This is a genomic window from Brenneria populi (assembly GCF_036016195.1).
Taxonomy (GTDB): Bacteria; Pseudomonadota; Gammaproteobacteria; order Enterobacterales; family Enterobacteriaceae; genus Brenneria; species Brenneria populi.
This window is the reverse complement of sequence record NZ_JAYWTM010000077.1, coordinates 1-291: the sequence shown is the minus strand read 5'-3', so window position 1 is coordinate 291 and position 291 is coordinate 1. Positions and strand designations below refer to the sequence as shown.

At 60.8% G+C, this 291-nt stretch carries 1 protein-coding gene; it reads right to left on the bottom strand.

What is annotated here, in order from left to right; all coding sequences use genetic code 11:
* Positions 1-291, bottom strand: a 291-nt coding sequence (locus VSX58_RS22475; protein WP_327619992.1) for a contractile injection system protein, VgrG/Pvc8 family, incomplete at both ends; no start/stop codon positions are given.

Below are 291 nucleotides of genomic sequence, written 5' to 3'. Positions count from 1 at the left end.
ACCACCCCCTTGGCAAAGCTCTCCGGCACGCTGCCTGCAATTTCCAGCATCTGTCCCGGCGCCAGCGTTAACCCGTTGCTCTCCCCGCTCACTTGATGCTGCTGGTTCAGCAATCGCTCGTGGCGCAGACGGGCGTAAAACAGACCGCTTTCCGCCTGCGCGTCGTCGTCACTTTCCGCCGTCAGGTAATTGTCGCCGTAGGCGTAAACCGCGCCGTAAGCATTGTCATCACCGTCGTCTGACTGCGCCTGAAGCGCCTCGTCCGCGGTACGGTAGTTGTAATCCTTCACC